Source organism: Clostridium sp. ZBS15 (assembly GCF_023845705.1).
In the GTDB taxonomy this organism is placed as follows: Bacteria; Bacillota; Clostridia; order Clostridiales; family Clostridiaceae; genus Clostridium; species Clostridium aquiflavi.
Genome location: NZ_JAMQHY010000005.1, coordinates 1 through 22,213 on the forward strand (window position 1 = coordinate 1; position 22,213 = coordinate 22,213).

General features: G+C 27.2%; 20 protein-coding genes. 2 read left to right on the plus strand and 18 right to left on the minus strand.

Annotated elements, in window-relative coordinates:
* The 6 genes from NG904_RS02620 to NG904_RS02645 all read right to left on the minus strand — a co-directional run.
* Nucleotides 1-211, minus strand: a 211-nt coding sequence (locus tag NG904_RS02620; protein ID WP_353846041.1) for an FAD-dependent oxidoreductase, incomplete at its 3' end; no start/stop codon positions are given.
* A gap of 103 nt (nucleotides 212-314) precedes the next feature.
* Nucleotides 315-2,063, minus strand: a complete 1,749-nt coding sequence (gene arsA, locus NG904_RS02625) for an arsenical pump-driving ATPase (protein WP_252229585.1) — start codon at nucleotides 2,061-2,063, stop codon at nucleotides 315-317.
* 64 nt (nucleotides 2,064-2,127) lie between these two features.
* Nucleotides 2,128-2,496 (minus strand): arsenite efflux transporter metallochaperone ArsD, encoded by a 369-nt coding sequence (gene arsD, locus NG904_RS02630; RefSeq protein WP_252225509.1) that lies wholly within the window; start codon nucleotides 2,494-2,496, stop codon nucleotides 2,128-2,130.
* Between the two features lie 14 nt (nucleotides 2,497-2,510).
* Nucleotides 2,511-2,828, minus strand: a complete 318-nt coding sequence (locus NG904_RS02635; protein ID WP_252229587.1) for an ArsR/SmtB family transcription factor — start codon at nucleotides 2,826-2,828, stop codon at nucleotides 2,511-2,513.
* A 477-nt stretch (nucleotides 2,829-3,305) separates the two neighbouring features.
* Nucleotides 3,306-4,427: a PTS transporter subunit EIIC gene (locus NG904_RS02640; RefSeq protein ID WP_252229589.1), complete on the minus strand. Its 1,122-nt coding sequence runs from the start codon at nucleotides 4,425-4,427 to the stop codon at nucleotides 3,306-3,308.
* Between the two features lie 155 nt (nucleotides 4,428-4,582).
* Nucleotides 4,583-4,741 carry a hypothetical protein gene (locus NG904_RS02645; protein WP_252229591.1) on the minus strand — a complete coding sequence of 53 codons (159 nt, stop codon included), beginning with the start codon at nucleotides 4,739-4,741 and terminating at the stop codon, nucleotides 4,583-4,585.
* 133 nt (nucleotides 4,742-4,874) lie between these two features.
* Between NG904_RS02645 and NG904_RS02650 the strand changes: the two genes are divergently transcribed.
* Nucleotides 4,875-5,369 (plus strand): flavodoxin family protein, encoded by a 495-nt coding sequence (locus NG904_RS02650; protein WP_252225511.1) that lies wholly within the window; start codon nucleotides 4,875-4,877, stop codon nucleotides 5,367-5,369.
* Nucleotides 5,370-5,491: 122 nt separating this feature from the next.
* Here NG904_RS02650 and NG904_RS02655 read toward each other — a convergent pair whose 3' ends face one another.
* From NG904_RS02655 to NG904_RS02690, 8 genes are all read right to left on the minus strand, one after another.
* On the minus strand, nucleotides 5,492-5,959 hold the full coding sequence (locus tag NG904_RS02655) for a chemotaxis protein CheX (protein WP_252229593.1): 468 nt from the start codon (nucleotides 5,957-5,959) through the stop codon (nucleotides 5,492-5,494).
* Nucleotides 5,941-6,816 carry a response regulator gene (locus NG904_RS02660; RefSeq protein ID WP_252213943.1) on the minus strand — a complete coding sequence of 292 codons (876 nt, stop codon included), beginning with the start codon at nucleotides 6,814-6,816 and terminating at the stop codon, nucleotides 5,941-5,943. Before NG904_RS02660 ends, NG904_RS02655 begins: the two co-directional genes overlap by 19 nt.
* Nucleotides 6,817-7,190: 374 nt before the next feature.
* Nucleotides 7,191-8,453, minus strand: coding sequence for a uracil-xanthine permease family protein (locus tag NG904_RS02665; RefSeq protein WP_252229595.1), 1,263 nt, complete (start codon nucleotides 8,451-8,453; stop codon nucleotides 7,191-7,193).
* A gap of 314 nt (nucleotides 8,454-8,767) precedes the next feature.
* Nucleotides 8,768-9,550, minus strand: coding sequence for a lysozyme (locus NG904_RS02670; protein WP_252213947.1), 783 nt, complete (start codon nucleotides 9,548-9,550; stop codon nucleotides 8,768-8,770).
* Nucleotides 9,551-10,062: 512 nt separating this feature from the next.
* Nucleotides 10,063-10,926: an MBL fold metallo-hydrolase gene (locus NG904_RS02675; protein WP_252229597.1), complete on the minus strand. Its 864-nt coding sequence runs from the start codon at nucleotides 10,924-10,926 to the stop codon at nucleotides 10,063-10,065.
* A gap of 16 nt (nucleotides 10,927-10,942) precedes the next feature.
* Nucleotides 10,943-11,776: a methyl-accepting chemotaxis protein gene (locus NG904_RS17235; RefSeq protein ID WP_286674274.1), complete on the minus strand. Its 834-nt coding sequence runs from the start codon at nucleotides 11,774-11,776 to the stop codon at nucleotides 10,943-10,945.
* 397 nt (nucleotides 11,777-12,173) lie between these two features.
* Complete coding sequence (locus NG904_RS02685) at nucleotides 12,174-14,009, minus strand: ABC transporter ATP-binding protein (RefSeq protein WP_252229599.1); 1,836 nt, start codon at nucleotides 14,007-14,009, stop codon at nucleotides 12,174-12,176.
* Complete coding sequence (locus tag NG904_RS02690; protein WP_252229601.1) at nucleotides 14,002-16,233, minus strand: ABC transporter ATP-binding protein; 2,232 nt, start codon at nucleotides 16,231-16,233, stop codon at nucleotides 14,002-14,004. Before NG904_RS02690 ends, NG904_RS02685 begins: the two co-directional genes overlap by 8 nt.
* A 279-nt stretch (nucleotides 16,234-16,512) precedes the next feature.
* On the opposite strand from NG904_RS02690, the gene NG904_RS02695 reads away from it, so the two are divergent.
* Nucleotides 16,513-16,977, plus strand: a complete 465-nt coding sequence (locus NG904_RS02695; RefSeq protein WP_252229603.1) for a MarR family winged helix-turn-helix transcriptional regulator — start codon at nucleotides 16,513-16,515, stop codon at nucleotides 16,975-16,977.
* Nucleotides 16,978-17,139: 162 nt separating this feature from the next.
* Here the strand turns inward: NG904_RS02695 and hypE are convergent, their stop codons facing one another.
* The 4 genes from hypE to hypF all read right to left on the minus strand — a co-directional run bounded on the left by hypE (nucleotide 17,140) and on the right by hypF (nucleotide 22,195).
* On the minus strand, nucleotides 17,140-18,147 hold the full coding sequence (gene hypE / locus NG904_RS02700) for a hydrogenase expression/formation protein HypE (RefSeq protein WP_252229605.1): 1,008 nt from the start codon (nucleotides 18,145-18,147) through the stop codon (nucleotides 17,140-17,142).
* Between the two features lie 35 nt (nucleotides 18,148-18,182).
* Complete coding sequence (gene hypD, locus NG904_RS02705) at nucleotides 18,183-19,274, minus strand: hydrogenase formation protein HypD (protein WP_252229606.1); 1,092 nt, start codon at nucleotides 19,272-19,274, stop codon at nucleotides 18,183-18,185.
* Between the two features lie 292 nt (nucleotides 19,275-19,566).
* The gene (locus NG904_RS02710) at nucleotides 19,567-19,803 is read right to left on the minus strand and encodes a HypC/HybG/HupF family hydrogenase formation chaperone (RefSeq protein WP_252229609.1); all 237 of its coding nucleotides are present in this window, start codon (nucleotides 19,801-19,803) and stop codon (nucleotides 19,567-19,569) included.
* Nucleotides 19,784-22,195, minus strand: a complete 2,412-nt coding sequence (gene hypF, locus NG904_RS02715; protein ID WP_252229611.1) for a carbamoyltransferase HypF — start codon at nucleotides 22,193-22,195, stop codon at nucleotides 19,784-19,786. The genes NG904_RS02710 and hypF overlap by 20 nt, the downstream gene beginning before the upstream one ends.
* Nucleotides 22,196-22,213: the final 18 nt, after the last annotated feature.

The following is a 22,213-nucleotide window of genomic DNA, read 5'->3' on the forward strand; positions in this document are numbered from 1 at the left end:
TGTATTTCTTTTTAAAAAATGAAGGATTCCTTGGAGTAAGTTCATCAAGTTCTTTAATTTCTCCACCAATATAATATGGCAAGCCACAACCTGAATAAGAAATATCTTTATCTCTTTCGTATATTACTATTTCAGCAAAATCATCATTTCTACGTGCTTTAGCAGCTGCAGATGTTCCTGCTGCTACTGCTCCTATAACTATTATTCTCATTTTTTCCTCCTTACTTTTAAAACAAACTTATTGCTTTATCATCTCTATTAATATTATTTATCCCACCACAAAATTTCATTCATTAATGTAGTGGGATAATACTTTAATTTAATAATTCTTTAAGTTTATCTCCCTTTACTTCTTCTGCTTTCCACTGAATTACTGCAAAATTTCCATTTGATATTTTATCCACTTTATTTATCCACTTTATCTCATTGCTAGCCTTAGCTTTTAATATGTCATTACTAGTATTTGTAGCATAAAGACTTGAATTTATAACCCACCATTTACTATAAATTTCTGCTCTATTTAAATCTTCTTGAAGTCTCATAGCTTCATAAACTGGTGTTGTTTCTGCTAAGGTTACAATTATAACTTCAGTTTCTTTATGATTTTTTAATTTTGGTAAAAGTTTTATAACTGATTCTGGAATATCTCCTTCTGATCTAACAATTTCCCTATTATAACTTTCTGTTGATTCTAATAGTAATAAAGTATGCCCTGTTGGAGCTGTATCAATAACAACAACCTCATTTTCTGATCTTTCAACTATTTCAGCAAAAGCCCTAAACACAGCTATTTCTTGAGTACATGGTGATCTTAAATCCTCTTCAACATAAGCTATATCCTCTTCACTCATATTGTTTTCTCTTGCTTTAGCTAACACTTCTTCTTTATATTTTTCAAGTTCTTCCTTTTCATCAATATTACTTAATGAAATTCCATAACTTTCATCTAATACAAATTTTAAATGTCCAGCAGGATCAGTTGTTGTCAAATGTACTTTCTTACCCTTTTTTGATAATCCAAGTGCAATTGCAGCAGCTATAGTAGTTTTTCCTACTCCACCCTTGCCCATTGTAAATATTACCTTTTTATCATTTTTATATAAATCTTCAATTATACTATTTAGTTTTGGTATTTCAGTTACATTTAAAATTTCATTGTCTATTACAATAGAATTGTCTTTTAACAATGATCTTACGTTTTCTAATCCTGTTATATTATAAGGCCTTAGTGGAATTTCAAAAGTTTCAATATTCTTTAATCCTTCTGGAATATCTTTTAGTGCATTTTGTTGTTTATCATAAATGGATTTAGACAAATAATCATCACACTGTTGAAGTACTCCATTTACAATTAAAAGTTGATTTTCAACTCCAATATCTTGAAGTTCCTTAGATGCTCTTTCTGCTTCTTTTAAAGGAGTTATCTCTGCTCTTGAAACAAGTATAAGTGTAGTTTCTTCTTTATCAGCTAAAGTCTCAACTGCTTTTTTATACATCTCTTTTTTATCTTCTAATCCTGCAAGTTGACCAAGACATGATGCCCCATGAGTACTTTCGCTAATAAAATTACTCCACGCTGAAGGTAATTGAAGCATTCTTAATGTATGCCCTGTTGGAGCTGTATCAAAAATAATGTGATCATATTCATTACTTACACTTTTATCTGTTATCATTAATGAAAATTCATTAAAAGCTGCAATTTCAACTGTACATGAACCTGAAAGTTGTTCTTCCATATTATTTAAAACAGCTTCTGGTAACTTTCCTCTATAAGGAGCTATAACACTTTCTCTATATTCAGCAGCAGCATCTTCCGGACTAAAATTTGCAACTTTTAAATTAGGAACATCTTTTATTTTAACTCCCTTATTATTTAGTTCTGTATCAAATACATCCTGAAGATTTGAAGCTGGATCTGTACTAACGAGCATTATCTTCTTTCCTAAATCTGCTAAAGTAACTGCTACTGCACAAGCAGTTGAAGTCTTTCCTACTCCACCTTTACCTGTAAAAAACAAATATTTTGTTAAGTTTAATTTTTCTAAATCAAATAATTTAAACATTTTTATCTTCCTTTCTTTATATATTGTAAAATATGATACATAAACTTATTATTTTTATTTATAATTAACAACATCCACCTTTACAGTTACATTTAGTAGGTCTCTTTATATTTGCTTTTAAATAATCCTCTGGTATATTTAATAATTGACAAAATTCTTTATTACTAGGATAACTGCCCATTTTAACAATCTTACCATTTACCATAATAATAGGAAGAGCCTCTAAGCCCTTTGTCATTAGTATCTGGTTTATAATTGTATTAGTTACAAATATTTGAGGATTACTTGTAAGATTATATCTTTCAACTATTATCCCTTTATTTTTTAAAGTGTTTAATACTGTTGCAACTCTTAATAATTCTGGATTAACAGATGGACCACAAACTCCTGTTGAGCAACACATAGCTGGATCAAAAATAATCATTTTTTTCATATTAATTCACTCCTTTATTTGCATTCATATTTTGTTTTATCATTGCAAATACAATCCTCTGTATTTGCAATGATGTTCATCAAGAATAAAATTAGATTATTACATTTATTGATATTCAAACAGTAGTAATTCCAAGATCTTTCTTTTCTAACATTTACTATTTCGCAATCAATTAATACCTTCATATGATGAGATAATGTTGGTTGAGTAAATTCAAAATTTTTCAATATATCACATGCACATCTTTCTCCACAAGATAATATATCAATAATTCTTAATCTATTTGGATCAGAAAGTGCTTTAATAATTTTGGAATTATTCTCATAGTTCAATAAACTCACTCCCTTATATAGATATTCATCTATATATAATATAGACCACCATCTATATGAAGTCAATGATAATATTATATTTAGTATCTACCATTTGCATATTAATAAACATCTATCTATGTATTATCTTTTTATGCAGTAACTTTAATAAATGTTCATAAAATTATTCTATTATCAAGTAACCATTCATATTTTAAAATATAAAAAGAGCCATCATAAAATAATTTTAAAAAATCATTTTATGACAGCTACTTATCTTTTTTAATAAAAGCTATAAAAATAGTTTATTACACTATCATATTTTCAACTTCTTTTAATTCAGGTAATGCTGATATTGCACCACTTCTTGTTGTTGTAATGGCTCCTGCTGCATTGCTCATCACACTTTTCTTAGGAACCTATCAATATATTCCTAAAACATAGCCATGAATTTATATATTAATACTTCATCTATTTTTAGATAAAGTGTTTTTCTATTTAATTTTCTATATCTTTAAATTTAAATACTATTGTTAATAAAAAACTTATTATAAAAGCAATTATGCATCCAAGTAAAAAACCTTTAAATCCCATTCCTAGAAAAACTGGTATTGTTCCTAATCCTGGAAATGCAAAAGACATGGCACTTGAACCACTTGCTCCAACTATGGCACCACCTATTCCACCAGCTATACAAACAAAAAGTAATGGTCTTTTCAATAAAAGGTTTACACCAAATAATGCTGGCTCTGTTACTCCAAATATTGCTGAGATTGATGCCGATGCTGCTACTGTCTTTAACTTTTTATTTTTAGTAATAAAAAATACTGCTAAAGCTGCCCCAGCTTGTCCAAAAACAGCAGGTCCCATTAAAGCTAAAATTGTATCTGATCCATTTAAAGCAATATTATTAATTGCTAAAGGAACAAGACTCCAATGAAATCCCAATATAACCATAGGCTGAATTAAAAAACCTAAACAGGCCCCTGCCATAATTGGATTAAATGCATAAACATTTTCATATATACTTGCTAATCCATTACCAATTATAGTTCCAATCGGTCCAAATACTATAAACGTTATAGGAACAACTACAAGGATAGAACATAACGGTGTAAAAAATTCTTTTACTACACTTGGTATAATCTTAGAAAAAAGTCCTTCAACATAATGTAAAAGTCCAACTGCTAATATTATTGGAATCACGCTAGATGAATATGTTACTGAACTAATATGTATACCCATAAAATTAATCATATCTTTTTCCTTAAGTAAACTCGTTATATTAGGATGCAACATAATAACTGCTATAAATACAGCTGTATATTTATTAGCCTTTAACTTTTTAGCAGAAGTAAATGCTAAAAATACAGGAATATAATAAAAAAATGCATCTGCTATTCCATTGAAAATTACATATGTATCATTATTAGATGATAATATATTTATCGCCTCTAATATGGCAACAATTCCTTTTAAAATTCCTGCAGCACTCATAACATTAATAATTGGTATAAACATTCCTGATATAACATCTATTATTTTATTAAGTGAACCGTTTACTTTAGCTATATATCTATCCGGTACAATTATTCTAGTCTTTATTTTTTCATTTCTCATTTTACTTGCTCCTTCCCAAAAACTTATTAAAGTACTTTTATAAAAGTCTTTTAATATTATATTAGAAACTTTTTATAATTTTGTCAATACGTTTTCAAAAAATAATAAAAAATCAAGAAAATAGCTATTGTTATTTCCTTGATTTTCTGAGAATTTTAAATTTGATTCATAAATTTTTCTATATGTAGTAATGCCGCCCCTACTGCGCTAGATTCTAATTTATAATGATAGATTCTTAAATATTTAGTATCCATTCCAAATGTATTACGCTTAGATACAATATCTTTTTTACTTTTAATATAAATTTTATTCAATTAATTTAAAACATTATTCACATTAATTAACCTCTCATATTTTATAAAATTACTGTATAATTATATATATGTTATTTAGAAAGGATGTGACTTACTAGAAAGTTTATATAATTACACTTTCTAGTTGCAATTTATGAAAATATCTATAATTTATTTTAGTAAAACTGGAAAAACAAAAGAGATGGCAGATGTTATTGCTTCTAGCATGAAGCTAGAAAAAAACATTGAAGTAGGAATTTTTGATCTTGATAATATTGACTATAATTTTGTTGATAAAAGCAATGCTGTAATCTTTGGAACACCAACCTATCACGCCAATATGTGTTGGCAACTAAAAAAATGGTTTGATGAATCTTCAAATTGTAATCTTAGTGGTAAAATCGGAGCAGTCTTTGCAACTGCCAACTTTGCACAAGGTGGTGCTGATACAGCTATCTTAACTATAATTAATCATATCATGGTTAAAGGTATGCTAGTTTATTCTGGGGGTTCTTCTTTAGGACAACCTTATATACATTTAGGTGCTGTTGCATTAAAAGAAAATTTTGAAGAAAGCAAAGAAATGTTTAAGATATTTGGAACTCGTATAGCTCAAAAAGCAAATGAACTATTTGCAAATAATAATTAATTTTCATTTTAATCTATATTTTAAATATGTGTTGGTATATACAAAGTAGCATTGTAATTGGACTATACTCATTTTAGCATTCCTAAGTTCAATTNNNNCTCTGCTAAAACAGAGCCTAAAAATTAAATTGTATTCTTTATTAAAGAAATATTAACATCTATAACAGCTCCATTAATCTCCATAGATATGCATACTACTTTATCCGAACTAGAATTTGCAGTAAATTTTCCATGTATAAGAGTTGGTGTAGATATATCTACATTTACATTATTATTTGAAAAATTAGTTGAAGCATTTGCTGTAAGCATATTAACAAGTTCAGAAATAGCACTTTGTGCTAATTCATTAAATTTATCTACTGGCATTCCCATCATCATGGCTGATGCAATTTTTTTTGCATCTTCTTCATTCATAGTATATATAATATTTCCTTTAATGTCTCCAATAAGTCCTATTATAATTATAACTCCTGGGCTTTCTATAAATCTGCCTTTTTCACTTACTCCATTTTTTTTAATATCACTTAAACCTAATTGAGGCATTACATTTGTAAATGCATCTACTATAGGATTTATATTATTGACATCCATTCACTTTCACCTCTTTTGAATCCTATGTTTATTGATAAATCTCCAAATTTAGTTTTAATCTTTGCAGAATAATTGTTATCTATTTCTGCTTTTGATATATTTATTGATTCACCGTGAAATGTAGTTGGTGGTGCTACTCTTAATCCAAATACTTTATTCTTTTTATTTATCATTGAGCATGCATTCCCTGCAAACATATTGGCAATTTCCGCTACTACATTAAGTAATTCTTTCGTATCTTTAGCTTCTCTCTTCAATAATGTTGTTACAATATTTTGAGCTGTTTCAAATGACATATCTATAATCATTCTTCCTGAGTATTTTCCTATAATCCCCATAACTGCCACAATGCCTTCGCTGTGTATCTCTTTATCAGTATTATAATCATCAATAACTTCAGCATCTGTTTTTGTTAATTTGCTAAATAAATTTATTATAGATTCTTTAAATACATTTGGATATAAAAGTTCTAATTCTGAATGAAGTTCTTCATCCCCCATAACTCTATTTATTAACAACGTTAATTCTTCTGAATCAACTGGTTTTTGAATATAACCTGATATTTTTGTTTTCTTAGCTTTTTTTATAAGTTCATCATCCATCATTGCACTAACAATAATAACTTTAATACTATCATCAATTTTGTGTATTTCTCTTGTGCATTCAAAACCATCAGTACCTGGAATAGTCATATCCATTGTTATTAAATCAGGTTTTAATTTCTTAGTCTCTTCAATAGCTTCCTCTAGCGATTGAGCTTCTCCAACAACATTAAACCCATTTTCTGTTAATGCATCTCTAAGCAATGCTATTTGAAATGGTGAATCATCAACTATTAAAATTTTTATATCTTTCATATGTTATTCCACCCCTTTTATCATATAATATAGGATTTATTAATATTTAATAGAACTTTTTATACTTTAAATTGTAATCAAGCTAACCTTATAATTTATATTTAATATTTCGAGTGTATTCAACATTTCTTAATAGTTAAAAGCTATCTCTCTTAATTTTTTAATTAATTTTATAATCATTTTAATGTTTTATTTGATTTATATATATTTGTCTTTTTTAAAGCATATGAAAAAACTAATATAAAAATAAAAAAGACTATATCATTTCTATAACTAAATACTTACAGAAATGATATAGTCTTATACTTATACTCCGCCCACTTTGCTTATGCATATATCAACACTCCGCTAAAACAGAGCCTTTATTTATTATTTTATTTTTTGAAATTCACTCTGTTTAATATTAAGTTTAATGCTACTCCAACAATTGCTGCAAAGCTTAATCCTGATATAGATACTGTATCATTTATTCTTATTCCTACTAAAATTCCAAATTTTTTCTCTATGAAAGTTCCTGAAAGTCCTATTACTAGTATTGTACTAATTACAAGTAAATTTCTCCAATCTATTTTCACTTTTTGATATTTTATAGTATTAAATCCAACTAATGAAATCATAGAAAATAACATTATACTTATTCCACCCATAACAGCTTGTGGAATTGTGCTTATTGCAGATCCAAACTTACCTATAAAGCTTAGCATTATTGCAAATATAGCTGCTAATCTTAATATTGATGGATCATAATTTTTAGTAATTGCTAAAACTCCAGTATTCTCTCCATATGTAGTATTAGCTGGTCCCCCAAATGATGCTGCTATTATAGTAGCTAGTCCATCTCCTAGTAAAGTCCTATTTAATCCTGGCTCTTCTATGAAATTTTTTCCAACAACTTGACCATTTGTTGTTATGTCACCAATATGTTCCATAAAAGTAGCTAGTACTACTGGTACAATAATCATTATCGCTCCTAAATCAAATTTAGGTAATGTAAAATGTGGAATAACTATAATGCTCGCTTCTGAAATTGCTTGAACATTAACATACCCTATAAAATAAGATACTATATACCCTACAATAACCCCACATAATATTGATATTTGAGATATAAATCCTTTTCCTAAATATTTTACTGATAAAGTTACTCCTAATGTTATAACTCCAATGATTAAATTGTCTTTAGCCATATTTATAGCTGTTGGAATTAAATTTAATCCTATTACCATAATCATAGGTCCAACAACTTGTGCTGGTAATACATATTTTATTTTATCAGTACCAATTTTTTTGATAATAAAAGACATTAAGACATAGATTAGACCTGCTATCATTATTCCACCTTGTGCATATCTTAAATCGCCATATGTTTGTCCAACAGCGCATATTACTGGAATGAATGCAAATGATGAGCCTAAAAAGACTGGAACTTTCATTTTTGTACAAATATGAAATACTAATGTTCCAATACCTGCACAAAATAATGCTACCGAAATATCAAGACCGGTTAAAATAGGAACTAAAACAGTTGCTCCAAACATTGCAATTAAGTGTTGTAATGCTAATACTAACTTGCCCCCTGTTTTTTTCCACGAAATTTCTCCGAATTGCTCTTTTGTAATACTTATAATTTCTGACATAAAAAAAATACCTCCTTAAATAAATAAGAGGAAAATACTATTATCTCCCCTTTTTAGCCTCTCTGGACTAAATTAAAAGTTCTTGTCAAAATTTTTAACAATATGAAATTGTATATAAAAATAATTATCTATTCTTATATTTTATTCTTTATCTTATTATAGCTTAAATTTTTTAAAAGTAAATAATTTTTTATAAATTCTCTTAAAATTAATAATTTACTCAAAAGAGTAATTATAGTATTTAAGGTTTAATATAACCCATAAAATTATAATTACCCTTAAATTTAATCTCTAGTCTTTAGTGTACATATTTATTATATATTACCTCTATAATCTGCACTTAAGAACATGGCAGCCTCTTTAGTTCTTCTTCTATAAAGCCCTTCTATTCTTTTTCCTCCACCATTACTCCAAGCTTGAAAATTAGAAGTAATTATATCTTTATCTCTTATTCCTGCAATTATATTTTTATATAGTGTAGAACCTAGCAATCCTACTACCCCACAATTATATGCAAAGCTTACTAATGCATCTAGTTCATTTTGTTTTAAACTTATATTTTTATCATCTAAATCTTTTTTTATTATTTTAGCATATTTATTGTTAATTAAATTTTTTAACATTTCACTTGCTTTACTTTCAGTTATACTAGATAACCCCTTTATTTCATCTCCAGTCATTCCATAACCTAATGTTAAGACTCCAACCATATCATAATATGGTTTTGAAAAAAAACCCTCCCAAGATTTTATAAAATCAATACAAGCATCAGATACTAAAGTATTTTCTAACATACTACCATCTTTATCAAAAGTATACTGTTTCCCATTAATACTTGCAGTACAATCAATATAACATTTTCCTTTATAGCCATTACTAGATTCCTCAAGATAATACCAAATTTCCTTTAGCTTAATCCATCCAGTTTGCATTATTCCATTGGAATCCATATAATACCATAATCCATCTTTGTCTTTTACCCACCCAGTCTGCATTATTCCCTCATCATTTAAATAATACCATTTCCCATTTTCTTCATACCAGCCTTTTATAACCTTTCCATCTTGACCTTCTACACACCATTTCCATTGTGTCATATTTAATCCTCCTTGGTTAAAAATAGAATTATCTAATATCTATATTTTTATTTAAGGATTTTAATCTATTAAAATTTAAAAATTATATATTTTAACTTAAGAATTAACACATACTACATAATATGAAATTCATATATAAGCGGTTACTATTTAATATATATTTTTTAATTATTGTAGCTATCTTTTAATTAATTTATGGCTCTGTTTTTAATGCGTGTTGATATATGCANNTCATATTTACTGCTTGTCAAAAGTGAATGTCCAAATTTTATATTTGGTTACATGAACTTTCACACAGTACAATTTTATATTGGGAGCAAGCTAAAATGGGACTATACTCATTTTAGCATTCCTAAGTTCAATTACTCAGTCCACTTTGCTTATGCATATATCAACATTCTGCTAAAACATAGCCTAATTTATAAATGAAAAGGAACCGTCATCAGCTAATGATTTAAAAAATCATTCTGAGACAGCTCCTTAAATTTATTAAGTAATTTATATCCTAAAAATTAATCTAATTCTACTATTGTACCTGTTCTATTGGTAAATGAAGTTTTACATTCCTCATTAAATATTTCTACTGCTTTTTCACCAGTACAATGAGATAATCCTAATAGTTCAACACCTGATTTCTTTAAATAATCTACTGATTTTTTTATTCTATCATCATCCGCTTCTATAAGATGTGTACCACCTATTATTCCTACTATCTTTTCATTAGTTCTTTCTTCTATGGTTTTTACCATATTTAAAAATCCTGGATGTGCACATCCAAGTAATATAACTAAACCTTTTTTAGTTTTTATTCCTAAAGCGATTTCTTCATCAAATGTATCAACTATATATTCATCATTAACTTTACGTTGCATATTAGGGTTTACTTTTTCGAATTCATAGTACTTATTAAAATTAGAGAATACAAAAATATTATCGCATATTTCTAAAATATCCTTTTCTAAACTTTCTACAGAAACACCTTTACTCTCTATATAATTTTTATCAAAGTCTGTTCCTATATAAGCATATCCAGGTTCTTTTGAAAAATCTGATTTTAAACTTCCATCAGAATAATGATATTTATCTGTTCTATTAAAAAAATGATTACTTACTACAAGTTTAGGTTTTATATCATAAGTTTCTAGTAATCTTTTAACCCCACCACAATGATCATAATGAGCATGACTTAAAACTAAAATATCAGTCTTCTTAAGATCAACATTTAGTTTTTTAGCATTTTCAATAAAATCTCCTGTTTTTCCAGTATCGAATAAGACATTGCAATTACTTCCTTCAATAAACATAGAAAGACCATGTTCATTTTTTAGCTTCTCATCCTTATCCTGTGTATTTTCTATTAATGTGGTTATTTTCATATTAACATCTCCCATTTTATATTGTAGCAGCAAATTCTTTTAGAAGCGCTGCAGTAGAATTAAGTTCTTGAACCGTTGCAGTAATTTCTTCTAATCCAGATGCCTGTCCATCTAATAATAAATTTGATGCATTAAATCTATTATATATCTCATTTATTGAATTTTGAATACTACTCAATATTTTATTAATTTCATTTATTGATTCACTACTTGAATGAGATAATTTTCTAATTTCATTAGATACTACACTAAATCCTTTTCCATATTCTCCTGCTCTTGCTGATTCTATAGCTGCATTTAAACCAAGCATATTAGTTTGTTTTGCTATACTTTCTATAAATTTCAGAACACCATCTGTTTTCTTATAATTTTCATTTGTAAGCTCTATAAATCTTTCTATGTCTAAATTAGTTTCAGATATTTTTTGAAGTCCTGAAGACATATCAAATAAATTATTACCTATTTGTCCTAATGACTCTGATAAAGTATTTGACATGTCTGCCATTTTTTCTTTTCTCTCAACACTCATACCAATTACTATTGTTCCTGCTATTTTATTATCTTCAAAAACTGGAATTGCTATTGTCTTTAGTGTTACTCCAAATACACTTTCTGGCACCATAATAGATATTTGTTTTTTAGCTTTTAGACAAACATCAGCTGCACATCCCTCTGGAATTATATCGCCTGTTTTAGATTGCATTTTTAAGTTTGCACTGTCTTTAACTAATAAAAATCTTTCCGTATTAGATATTGTAAAAATTAATTCATCTTCAAAATAATATTTAAAACAAGGCATTAATGTGTAAAATGCCTGCATTAATTCATTATCCGCTATTTTATTTATCATAAAAATCACTCCTATTATTTTATGTAATTATTATTATTACTAATACATAAATTTTCTATTTAAGTATTAATTATTAATTATTAGATTGTATTTTTTTCTAATGTTAGTTTTATTGTATGATATCATTTACATCAATTTCAATATTATATCACTTTTTGGTTATTTTTCATAATTTATCATTATTAACATATTTATTTAAAAGTATAATGATCTACTAAACTGACTAATTAAATGTGTACTACATTTATATATTCGATATTTTTCAATATAAAAATAAGCCTAAATATTAAAATAATTAATATTTAGGCACTTTTTATACTATATATTTAAGTATTTCTCTACGTTATCATTTGTTTTAAATTATATTTTTTTAAATTTTAATCCATTTATAAGATTTTTACATTGCTTTTGCCTTTTCAAACTGTGAATTATAAAGGTTCGCATAAAATCCATTATTAGTTAACAGATTTTCATGATTTCCTTGCTCTATAATATCCCCATCCTTCATTACAAGAATTAGATCAGCATCTTTTATAGTTGATAATCTATGAGCTATAACAAAACTAGTTCTTCCCTTCATTAAATTATCCATTGCCTTTTGAATAAGTAATTCTGTTCTTGTATCAACTGAACTTGTTGCTTCATCAAGAATAAGAATCTTTGGATCAGCTAATATAGCTCTTGCTATTGTTAATAATTGTTTCTGTCCCGCTGAAACATTACTTGCTTCTTCATTTAATTCCATATCATATCCATCTGGTAAAGTTTTTACAAAGTTGTGAACATGAGCCGCTTTGGCTGCTTCAATCACTTCTTCATCAGTTGCATCTAATTTACCATATCTAATATTTTCCATTATGCTTCCGTTATATAACCATGTATCTTGTAATACCATACCAAATGCCTCACGAAGTTCACTACGATTAAAGTCTCTTAAATCATTACCATCAATTAAAATTTTCCCTTTATTTACATCATAGAAACGCATTAAAAGTTTAATTATTGTTGATTTACCAGCTCCTGTTGGTCCTACAATTGCAATCTTTTGTCCCTTTTTAATTTTAGCACTAAAATCATTTACTATAATTTTGTCTTTATTGTATCCAAATTGTACATTTTTAAACTCTACATTACCATGAACATCATTACTAGATACAGGATTTTTAGCAAATTGATCTTCTTCTTCCTCATCTAAAAATTCAAAAACTCTTTCAGCCGCAGCTGCTGTTGATTGTAGTAAATTTGAAACCTGAGCGATTTGACCAATTGGTTGAGTAAAGTTCCTACTATATTGAATAAATGATTGAATATTACCAACTGTAATTCTACCATTGATTACAAAATATCCACCTAAAATTGAAACTGCTACATATCCAAGATTACCTACAAAAGTCATTATTGGCATCATAAGTCCTGATAAAAATTGAGATTTCCATGCTGACTTATATAATACATCATTAGATTTTTCAAATTCATCAATTACCTTTTGTTCTTTATTAAACACCCTAACTATATTTTGGCCGCTAAAGACTTCTTCAACTTGACCATTTACATGACCTAAATACTTCTGTTGTGCCTTAAAATGTTTTTGAGATTTCTTAACGACAAATCCTATGATGGCCATAGAAATTGGTAAGATACACAAAACTACTAAAGTCATTATCCAGTCAATGCTAAACATCATTATCATAATACCTATAATAGTTGTAATTGATGTTATAAGTTGAGTAGCACTTTGATTTAAACTTTGAGATAGTGTATCTATATCATTGGTGAAAATTGATAATACTTCACCATGTGTTCTACCATCAAAAAATTTCATTGGCATACGATGTATTTTTTCTGATAATTCTTTTCTTAATTTATATGTTAATTTTTGAGAAACATTTGTCATTAATATTCCTTGTATAAATGAGAATATCGCACTAATAATATATAAACAAATTAATCCTCCAAGTATTTTTGCAATTTTATCAAAATCAATACCTGATCCTCCAGATACTTTTCTCATTAATCCTTCAAACAATTCTGTAGTTGCATTACCTAAAATTTTAGGTCCTACTATAGAAAATATTGTACTACCAATTGCAAAAACAAATACAAAAATTATAGGAATTTTATATTCACTTAAGTATTTCATTAACTTACTCATAGTACCTTTAAAATTCTTGGCTTTTTCTCCTGCAACCATTTTGCCGCCCATTGCACCTTTTCTTTGCATACCCTTACTCATTTTCAAGTTCCTCCTTTGAAAGTTGTGATAAAGCAATTTGCTTATAAACCTCACAGGATTTTAATAATTCTTTATGAGTTCCTTTTCCTACTATTTTTCCTTCATCTAAAACAATAATTTGATCAGCATTTAATACTGTACTAATTCTTTGAGCTACAATTAAAATAGTACCATCTTTTATTTGTTCATTTAATGCCTTTCTAAGAACTATATCTGTCTTATAATCAAGGGCAGAAAAACTATCATCAAATATATATATTTCTGGTTGTTTTGCAATTGCTCTTGCTATTGATAATCTTTGCTTTTGTCCTCCTGATACATTGTTTCCACCTTGAGAAATTGGACTATTATATGTGTCATCCTTTGCTTCAATAAATTCAGTGGCTTGTGCAACTCTAGCTGCATTTATCATTACTTCTTTTGGAGCATTTTCAGCACCATATTTAATATTTGATTCTATTGTTCCTGAGAATAGCATTCCTTTTTGAGGAACATATCCAATTTTATCTCTTAAATCATGTTGTGTAACATTTCGTACATCTACGCCATCAACTATGATCTCTCCTTCAGTTGTATCAAAAAAACGAGGTATTAAATTAACCAATGTTGTTTTACCGCTACCTGTGCTTCCTATAATTGCTGTAGTTTGTCCTGGTTTTGCAGTAAAATTAATATTACTTAAAACATCTTCTTCTGCATTTGGATATCTAAAGTTAACATTCTTAAATTCTACATAACCTTTTTTATTATACTCAAATGATTTAGCCGATACAGGATCTTTTATAAGTCCTTCTGTATCTAAAACTTCTGCAATACGCTTTGCTGATACTGCAGCACGTGAAATCATAATTGATATCATTGAAAGCATTAAAAATGCCATTATAATTTGCATTGTATATTGAATAAATGCCATTAAGTCTCCAACTTGCATTGTTAAATTTTCTATTTTACTAGCACCAACCCATACAATTAAAACTGTGATTCCATTCATGATAAACATCATTGCAGGCATCATACAAGCCATTATCTTATTAACAAATAAATTAACGTCTGTTAACTCCTTATTTACTTTATCAAAACGTTCTTCTTCATGTTTTTCCGTACTGAATGCACGTATTACAGGAATTCCTGTTAAGATTTCTCTAGCAACTAAGTTTATTTTATCAACCAATTTTTGTAATTTTTTAAATTTAGGCATAGCTATTGCAAATAACACACTTACAAGACTTAATATAGACAGTATTGCTACACCAATGACCCAAGACATTGTACTATTGGTGTTTAAAACTTTTATAAATCCACCTATCCCAAGAATTGGGGCATATAATACAAATCTAAGTACCATTACTGTAAGTATTTGAATTTGTTGAATATCATTAGTACAACGTGTAATTAATGATGCTGTTGAAAAATCATCAAATTCTTTATTTGTAAATCCAACAACTTTCTTAAATACACTGCTTCTTAAATCTCTGCTAAATGCAGCTGCAACTCTTGAAGCTATCAATGTTACAAGTATTGTTGCCATCATGCTAACTAATGCAAATCCAAGCATTTTTGCTCCAGATGAGAATATATAATTAGTTTGGTATTTATCCATATTAACACCAATTTTAGTATATTCATTTTTCACAAAAGAAACTGCCATTTGATCAATGCTACTATCATCTAACTTACTAAACATTTCATTCATGCTTGATGTTATTTCTTTAAATTGTTCTTCTGGCATAACTTTAAATATATCAAAGATATTTGCATTTTCCTTTAATACTCCTGGAGGGAATGAACTAATCATTTGATTTTCCATAGCCTTAACTTTATCTGAATCACTTTCAAAATTAGAAACCATCACCATCGATTTTCCAAATATTGAATTTAATTCTTCAATTTTATCTTTATCAATATTTTTTAATACATAAAGATTTTCTTCTTCTAATAAAGGATATTCTTCATCGGAAGTAGATCCCTTGTTAACCAAGTCATAATTTTCTAGTACTTCTTTATAATCTTTGTCTTCCATAAACAAAGAAAGTCTCTCCATTTCACTTTCTCTAATTACATCTGGAGTTATCTTATCTACTCCTCCATGTTGAATACCTACATTAACAATATCAGAAGTATATTTAGGTAAAGTCAAATCACAAACTGCTTGCCCTACCAATAAAACTAATATAGCTAAAATAAGCCAAACTGATTTCTTTAAATGTTTTAATAATTTAAGCATATCCTTTTATTCCTCTCTTCTTATGTTGATATTAGATAATTTTTAAGTTAAAAAACTTTATAATACTTATCCAATTTCTAAAATCACTTGATAATTAACAGACATTACTAACTGATTATTATTTTAAAATTGTCAACATTTATTTACTATGAAAATTATCTTACAATGAAATTCCATCTATGTCAATAAGTATTTACTGTAAATATTTGTTGACCTTTTTGTAATTAGAATATAAACTTAATATAAATACAAATATGTAAAATCTGAATGAAATGTTAGGTGATTTTCTTGAAAAATGAAGATACTTTAGAAATTTTAAATGAATTAATGGATCTATCTGTTTTTATGAAAAAAATGATAATTAGACCCATAGAAACAAACCCAGTGATTAATATCAGTAGATTACAAATGCAAACATTATGTATCTTAGATAAATTTAATTCTATTAATATGACTAATTTAGCTAAGGAACTTATGATTACCAAGCAACAGGCCACTGGTATCGTAAACAACTTGGTTAATAAAGGACACGTAAACAGAGTTGTTAATCCTGAAAATCGTAAAGAAATTTTGCTTAATAATACGGAATCTGGTACAAGAACCATTAAAATTATTAAAGATCATATGACAGACAAGTTATATACATATTTCGATATACTAACGTCTGAAGATAAGAAAAAAATTATTGAATCTTCAAAAACAATAAAACACATTATAGGAACAATTGACAAACATGATATGTAATTAAAATAATTTTAAATTACCTTTAACAAAAAAAAAGTAGAAAATTACAAAAAAAGACTTCAGCATCTAACTAAGGGGCTGTAGTCTTTTTAACTTTATTTTAAGCTATGTTTTAGCAAAGTGTTGATATATGCATAATCAAAGTGGATAGAGTAATTGAACTTAACATATTCTTGGTAATAACTCTCCTTGTGCCATTTTTAATATTTTGGTTGAACCTAAATCTGTTTCAATGTAAAGATATTTTCTATCATCTTCTATAACCTCACCAATTATAGCTGAATCTTTCCCAAGTACATTTGACTTCATCACTCTTAATACTTTTTCTGCTTCATTTTTACTAACTATACAAATCAACTTTCCTTCATTAGCAACATATAAAGGATCAAAACCTAGAAGATCACAAAAACTCCTAACTTCTTCAGTTATAGGTATATCTCTTTTATAAATTTTCATACTTTTTCCACTTATGTTTACTAATTCATTTAGGGTATTAGCTAACCCACCCCTTGTTGGATCTCTCATAATTTTAATTTCCTTGGTACATTTAATAATTTCTTTAGTTAAAATATTCAAAGCAGCGCAATCACTTATAATGTTAGATTCTACCGACAATTTTTCCCTTTCGTTAATTATACACATACCATGTTCTCCTATGGTTCCACTTAAAATTATTTTATCTCCCACTTCTACATTACTACCTTTTAATATATATCCATAACTTTCTATTACTCCAATTCCAGTAGTATTTATATATATTTTATGTCCTCGTCCTTTTTCTACAACCTTTGTATCCCCAGCCACTATTTTAACTTTTGCTTCTTTTGCAGTAATAGTCATTGATTTTACTACCTTTTCTAAATTCTCTATTTCAAAACCTTCTTCAATAATAAATCCTGCTGTAATATATAATGGAGTTGATCCACTTACTGCCAAATCATTTACAGTACCACAAATACTTAACTTTCCTATATCTCCACCTTTAAAAAATATTGGATTCACTACAAAGCTATCTGTTGTTACTGCAATTTTACCATTAAGTTCATTTAATATCGCTGAATCATTTTGCTTTTTTAATTCCTCAGTATTAAAGTATTTTATAAATATATTTTCTATTAGTTTATTTGTTTCTTCTCCTCCACTACCATGTGCTAAAGTTATAATACCCATCTTTACCTCCTAAAAAACAAAGTGGCTACGCCACATTATAAATTTTCATATACTATCCCACAAGTACCCTCACTAGATACCATGCAAGGTCCTATGGGATTACTTGGAGTACACACTTTTCCAAACAATGTGCAATCTTTTGGTATTTTAATCCCTTTTAAAATTTCTCCACATATACAATTTTTATCTGATAAAATCTTCTTTTCTTTTAATGAGAATCTTATATTCGCATCAAAAAAAATATATTCTTCTTTTAATTTATAACCTGTATCTTTAATCTTTCCTAGGCCCCTCCAAATACTATCCTCATTTATAAAAACGTCTTCTAATAATGATTTACTTTTTTTATTTCCAAATTCTTTAACAAAGGTTTTATAAAAATTTATAAAATTATATTCACCTTTTTCCTTCATTATTATTATAGAAAGTATTCCACATAATATATCTATAGCTTTAAAACCACACACTAACATTGGTACTTTATATTTCTTAGATAATTTCTCAAAAACTCTACTTCCTATTATTGTTGCTACATGACCTGGACATATAAATCCATCAATCTTTATCTTTTCATCTAAAATTAATGTTTCCATTGCATTTGGCATAGTTTTTAAGGAATGTAAAATAGAAAAATTATTAATATTATTACTTTTTGCTTCCTTTAAAGCCAATGCTATTAAAGGTGCTGTTGTTTCAAATCCTACTGCTAAAAATACTACTTCTTTAGTTTTATTTTCTTGTGCTATTTTTAAAGCATCTAAAGGTGAATAAATAATTCTTATATCCCTCCCTCTTGCCTTTTCTTCTCTTAGGGAACTTTTTGTCCCTGGAATTTTGATCATATCTCCAAATGAAGTTATTATTATATTTTTCTTCCTACTTAACTCTATAGCATCGTCTATATAATTTTGTGGAGTTACACATACAGGACATCCAGGCCCTGATATCAATTTTATATTTTTAGGTAATAATTTATCTATTCCATTATCATAAATACTTTTTGTATGGGTACCACATACTTCCATTATTCTTATTTCTTCTATTTTCGTTGCTTTTTCTTTTATTTTCTTTATCAACTTAAGAGCTGTTTCTATTTCTTCTGATTTCTTTAAATTATTAATATACATATCATTTTCCCTTTATTAAATTGGCTATGTTTTAAAATAGCGTTGATATTCTAGTATAAGGGCGAACTGGCATTGGAATTTACTTTTTAGAACTCTTAATGAAGATTTGTACAATTAATTGCTTGTCAGCAATCTTTGATTGGGAGCATGCATTAATTGGACTAAGCTTTATTTTAGAGTTCTTAAAGCAAATTCCCCTGTCCATGAGCTTTATACTACAATATCAACATTCACTTAAAACATAGCCATTAAATTATATTAGCTTACTACAAAATCTTACCTAAGCAAAATATCACATTATTAATGTTTTAAATATTTCTAATATCTCTAAAGCCTCTTCTTCATTCTTTTTTTCTATTGCACATCCTGCATGTACTAATACATATTCTCCCTTTTTTAAATCCTCTATCAATTCTATGTTTATCACTTTATTTATTTTTCCAAACTGAATTAATGCATCCTTATTATATATTTCTAAAACCTTACCAGGAATTGCTACACACATATATTTACACCTTCTCCAATTCATTTGCTATAATAATCTGCCCTATAGATAATCCACTATCATTACAAGGTATAATTTTATGAGTTAAAATATTAAAATTATCATCTTTTAATTTAATATATAAGCCTTCTAATAGTATTGAATTTTGAAACACTCCTCCGCTCAAAGCTACTGTATTTAATTTTTCCTCTTCTCTAATTTTAAGTAAAAGTTTATGTGAAAAATCTATTATAGTATTGTGAAATTTTAGTGCTATTTCACCTTTGCGTAAGTTATTTTGTATGTCCATTAAAATTTCTAATATAATTTTATTAGTATTTATTATATAAATTGAATTTTTTTTAATTATTTTATATCTATATTTATCTTTATATAAAATCTTATTATTTAATGAATTTTTAAAGTTTTCTGCTAAATTTTGTAAATACAAAGCAGCTTCACCTTCATAATTTACAATACCCATAAATCCTAAAATACTAGCTACTCCATCAAATAGCCTTCCAATGCTCGATGTTAAAGGACAATTAATATTTTTTTCAATCATATTAATAATGAAATTAATTGGCTTATCCTTAAAATTTTTTTTAACTTCCTGTATTTTATTTTTTGAATCGCTATTTAAACAATTACGTATAACATAAAAAATATTATCTGTAAATTTCTTATAATATTCATAATTGAAATTATTTTCTTTATACCACACTTCTTCTCTAAAAGCTTTATATATTAATGAAATCCCAATCTTCCATGGTTCTTTTACTGCCCCATCACCGCTAGGTAATACAATATTTTCAATGTGACCAACTCTTCTAAATTTTTTATAATCACATATTAAAAATTCTCCACCCCACAGTTGGTCATCTTCTCCATATCCAACGCCATCAAAAGCAACACCAATAACTTTATTTCTTATATTATTCTCAAACATACAACTAACTATATGAGCATGATGATGATATACCCCTATCATATTGCAATTATTATATAATTTTCTTGTTTTATATTGCTTTTCATCAATAAAATCATTTGACCAATAATTAGGATGATTATCAAAAGCAATTATATTAGGTTTAATATTATAAATATTCTGTATAAAATTTAAATGTTTTTCAAAATACTTAATAGATTCAATACTATCCATATCTCCAATATATGGACTAGTAAAAAAATACTCTCTGCTGCTTAAAGAAAATGTATTTTTGAATTGAGAACCTAAAGATAAAATATTATTTTCTAAGTTATATTTATAAGATAATGGTGCATAGCCTCTCCCTAACCTTATAACCCTTTCCTCCTTTAAAATCACAGTTGTTACAGCATCATCTATTGGATTATTAATATCCCTGTCATGAATCAAAAAGTAATCACAAATATTTTTAAGATTCTTTACTGCTTGAAAATTATTATATATAATAGGTGCTCCACTTAAATTTCCACTAGTAAAAATTATAGTTTCTATCTCATTATCAAATAATAAATAATGAAGTGGACTATATGGCAATACTACTCCTAATCGTTTATTATTAAATGAAATATTATAAGGAAGTAAATTATTCTTTTTTTCTAAAAGTAGTATTGGTTTTTTATTCCCAATTAAAATCTTTTCTTCTATTGAATTTATATTGCAATATTTATAAACAACATCTATATCCCGCATCATCAAAGCTAACGGCTTACGTTTTCTATTCTTTCTAATTCTAAGCTTTTCTATTGAATCTCCATCCTTACCATTACATATAAGATTAAATCCTCCTATCCCCTTTACACATATAATTTTCCCCTCTTTTAAATACTTTTTAACTTCCTCTATTTCATTAACATTTTTAATTACTTGTCCTTCATTATTTAAAAGAGTTAATTGTGGACCACAACTTGTGCAGCATGTTGGTTCTGCATGAAATCTTCTATTTATAGGATTTCTATATTCTTTAGTACATTCAAAACACATTTCAAACCTACTCATTGAAGTATTCTTTCTATCATAAGGAAGATTATCTATAATAGAAAATCTTGGTCCACAATTAGTACAATTTATAAAAGCATAATTATATCTTCTAGAATTGTTTATATTTAATAATTCTTTTTCACATTCTTTACATGTTGCTATATCTGGAGATATTAAAGTAATCTCTTTATTATCTACACTACTTTCTATAATTTTAAATTCTTTAAAACTTCCTAATTTTCCATCTTCTATTTTTATTTCATCTATATAGCTTAAATCTGGTGGTTTTTCCTTGATTTCTTCTAAAAAATTTTCTACATTTTTAGAATTACCTTGAACTTCTATAACTACACCCTTATTAGAATTCTTAACATATCCTTTTAAATTATTATTTAATGCTATCCTATAAATGAATGGTCTAAAGCCAACACCTTGTACTCTTCCTTTAATTACAATCTTTTTTCTTATCATATTCCCCACTTCTTTTTT